The sequence below is a fragment of the Moorena sp. SIO3H5 genome, from assembly GCF_010692395.1.
GTDB lineage: Bacteria > Cyanobacteriota > Cyanobacteriia > Cyanobacteriales > Coleofasciculaceae > Moorena.
This window is the reverse complement of sequence record NZ_JAAHHS010000579.1, coordinates 1-3,716: the sequence shown is the minus strand read 5'-3', so window position 1 is coordinate 3,716 and position 3,716 is coordinate 1. Positions and strand designations below refer to the sequence as shown.

The following is a 3,716-nucleotide window of genomic DNA, read 5'->3' as shown; positions in this document are numbered from 1 at the left end:
CAAGAAGGCAGTGTTACTTTGCGGGTGGTTCGTAACAAGGAAAAATTCAAAATTAGCGGGTATGATCAGTTGAATGTTGACAGGTTGAATCTTGACAGGTATGATCAGTTGAATGTTGGCAGGTTGAATGTTGACAGATATGATCAGTTGAAGGTTGACAGGTTGAATGTTGTTCGCGTTTGGCCTTCGGCCAAAGGCGAACAACCTGCTAACCTTAAACCTGCTAACCTACCCTACGGGAACGCCAAAGGCGAACAACCTGCAACCCTTACCGGACAGACAATCACCTTTGAAATAGAAGATACCGGTCCTGGTGTTGACCCAGCTGAGATTGACAGCTTGTTTGAAGCATTTGTCCAAACTGAAATCGGTCGGAAATCTGAGCAAGGAACTGGTTTGGGTTTGTCCATTAGCCGACAATTCGTGAAGTTGATGGGAGGGGACATTACCCTTAGTAGTCCTCTAGGTGGAGGAACAATAGTTAGATTTGATATCCAGATTAGTCTGGCTGGAGCAGGTGCAGACATTCAGACACAACACCCAACCCGATCGGTGATTGGGTTAGCACCTGACCAACCTAAGTATCGGATCCTGGTAGTTGAAGATAAATGGGAGAGTCGAAAACTACTGGTCAAGCTGCTAGAGCCACTGGGATTCGAGGTTCGCGAAGCCGAGAATGGGAAAGAAGGGGTAGCGCTATGGTCAAGTTGGGAACCCCATCTGATCTGGATGGATATGCAGATGCCAGTAATGGATGGCTATGAGGCTACTAAACAGATCAAAGCCCATTTGAAGGGTCAAGCGACGGTTATTATTGCTCTGACTGCTAGTGCATTTATTGAAGAACGAGCAGTTATCTTGTCTGCTGGTTGTGACGATTTTGTGCGTAAACCTTTCCAGGAGGAAGAGATTTTTGAAACAATGGCTCACTATCTCGGAGTACGTTATGTCTATGAAGAGGAAACTTCAGCCACCTTACCTCAGAGGTCAGCAACTGAAGCGCTGACCCGGGAAGCTCTAGCTGTGATGCCTGCTGAGTGGGTTGCACAGCTCTACCAGGCAGCTAACGAAGTTAATAATCAGCAGATTTTCCAGCTAATCGAGCAAATTCCTTCCGAACATGATCCGGTTGCGATCGCACTGACGGATTTGGTGCGAAATTTTCGTTGCGACAAAATCATTGATTTAACTGAACCAGCTACATCATGACTATTACTCACACTAAGACACCATTAGATATCACTGAAATTAAGACCCCTAAAGGGAACATTTTAGTTGTTGATGATATAGCCGAGAATCTGCACCTTTTGTCTAACACCCTGACCGAGCAGGGATATGACGTTCGAGGCGTGATTAACGGTTCCATGGCTCTTAGAGTAGCCCACTCAGTATTGCCAGATCTAATTTTACTGGATATCAAAATGCCAGATATGAGTGGCTATGAAGTCTGTCAAAAGCTGAAAGCTTCCGAGTCAACCCGCCATATTCCAGTAATTTTCTTGAGCGCTCTCAATGAAGTGATTGACAAGGTAAAAGCCTTTGAAGTCGGTGGTGTAGACTACATCAGCAAACCCTTCCAGGTTCAAGAGGTTTTAGCTCGTGTAGAAAATCAACTAACCATTCAGAGGTTGCAAAAGCAACTCTGGGCAAAAAATTTAGCCCTCGAAACCACTAATCAGGAGTTAGAACGCTCTAACCGCGAACTAGAACAATTTGCCCATGTTCTTTGCCATGACCTGAACCAACCCCTGCAAAGCATTATCTTGCATACTGATATGCTCGACATTAATTACCAGGATAGGCTTGACATCAAGGGTGACGGATACATTAGGAAGATTCGAGATTCCAGCCTTCGGATGAAAACGTTTATGCAGGATTTACTCGTTTATGCGAAGGTTGGAGCCGACTCCCAAGAAATCACATCAACTGATTGCAATATTGTGTTGGAGCAAGTTTTAGATAACTTAAAGGCTGCCATATCTGAGAAAAATGCGCTGATTACCAATGATTCTCTACCTACTGTGAATGTTAGTCAAACACAGCTAATCCAGCTATTTCAAAATCTAATCAGCAATGCCATTAAATTCCAAGCACCAGGGACATCCCCCCAAGTCAAGGTTTCAGTAAAGCCCTTAGACAGCAGTAGGGACACCGACCATAGGATCTTGCCAGAGGTAGGAAGAGTTTCTAGTATCAATGCCACTGGATTTCAGGAGAATGGGCGGAATAGTTTAGAGCATGGTGGTAACTACTGGCTGTTTGGGGTACATGACAATGGCATTGGTATGGAACCCGATCAGCGATCGCATATCTTTGAAATATTTCAGCGTCTGCACAGCAATAAAGACTATCCTGGCACTGGTATTGGTCTAGCCACCTGCAAGAAGATTGTGGAACATCATGGGGGACAGATTGGGGTAGAGTCTGAGCCTGGAGTGGGAAGTACGTTTTACTTTACGCTTCCTGCACAAGACTGAACACTAAGCACTGAACACTAAGCTTTGCAATCATCTTATTATTCCAAGGCGATTAACAAAGGGATTAACATAGCAAGAACACAACTTGGTATAAGCAACGTCCGGAAATTATCGGTATTTAATCGAATATGATACTATAGGAAAAACTTTTTCCTGATCGGTGTAATAGCTTGTAGGGAAAGGTATAGCCTTGAAATTTTAAAGCACTCTAATCCCTTTTATATGCTTTTATATGAAAGAGATTAGAGTGCTGATTATGGCGTCATGGCTAATCTTAATTGGACGACCATCACCCATTACCAAAAACGAGTAAAAATTTTTAGTGGCAGACACCCTAGAGAATTGGGCTCAGTTTTATCCCATAGTATTCATACATGATATTCATAGCTTTGGAGTTTGCCAACCGGAGCAGTTAAACCTCAAACACCTTAGATAAAAACTAATGGACTCAGGTATTACAATTTTCAGTTTTGCATTGTTTCTAGTAATTTTTTTGTGGATTGGGGCTCTAGCTGCTAAATCTTCCGATAATACAGAATCAGACTACTTACTTGGCTCACGCTCTTTTGGAAAAGTCTTTGTGGGTCTAAGTGCTGGAGCAACGGGAAACAGTGGATGGATTATGATCGGAACCGTTGGAATGGCTTACTCCATGGGAGTTTCTGCTATGCTGATGGTAATTGCCTGGTTCTTAGGTGATTTAACCTTTTGGACTTTTTTTCCTGATAAAATAAACCAGATCTCCAGAGAGAAAAACTCCCAAACTATTCCGGAATTCCTAGGCTCTACAGTCAAAAAGCCTCAAGGTAGACGAATAATCACCTTAATCGTTGCTGTGATCACTGTTGTATTTATCGGAGCCTATACTGCCGCACAATTTGCTGGAGCTGCCAAGACCCTTGATGTATTTTTTGGAGTTGACCCTACCATTGGAGCTTTGATCGCAGCAGGTTCGATTTTAGTTTACTGCGTAACCGGAGGACTCAGAGCCTCAATCTGGACTGATGTGGTGCAGTCTTTTGTGGTGATGTTTGTTTGCTTTGGCATGCTGGCAGTAGCCATTATCAACGGGGGTGGGGTGTCAAAAATTATCTCAGAACTCAATCAGATTGATCCTCAATTGATGAATCTCACCGCAGGATTTAGCTGGTTAACCTTACTCGCCTACCTAGTAGGATTCTTCGTTTTTGGCTTCGGATTCAGTATCTCTCAGCCGCAAATACTGGTGAGATTGCTAGA

The 3,716-nt window shown here is 43.5% G+C and carries 2 protein-coding genes and 1 pseudogene; all 3 read left to right on the top strand.

Going from position 1 to position 3,716, the window contains the following annotated elements:
* Window positions 1-1,209: hybrid sensor histidine kinase/response regulator (locus F6K52_RS33845; RefSeq protein ID WP_293089183.1), on the top strand; the 1,209-nt coding region annotated here is incomplete at its 5' end.
* Window positions 1,206-2,477, top strand: a complete 1,272-nt coding sequence (locus tag F6K52_RS33840) for a response regulator (RefSeq protein ID WP_293089181.1) — start codon at window positions 1,206-1,208, stop codon at window positions 2,475-2,477. The genes F6K52_RS33845 and F6K52_RS33840, both read left to right, overlap by 4 nt.
* Before the next feature lie 442 nt (window positions 2,478-2,919).
* A pseudogene (locus F6K52_RS33835) lies at window positions 2,920-3,716 on the top strand (sodium/proline symporter); the annotation flags it as partial.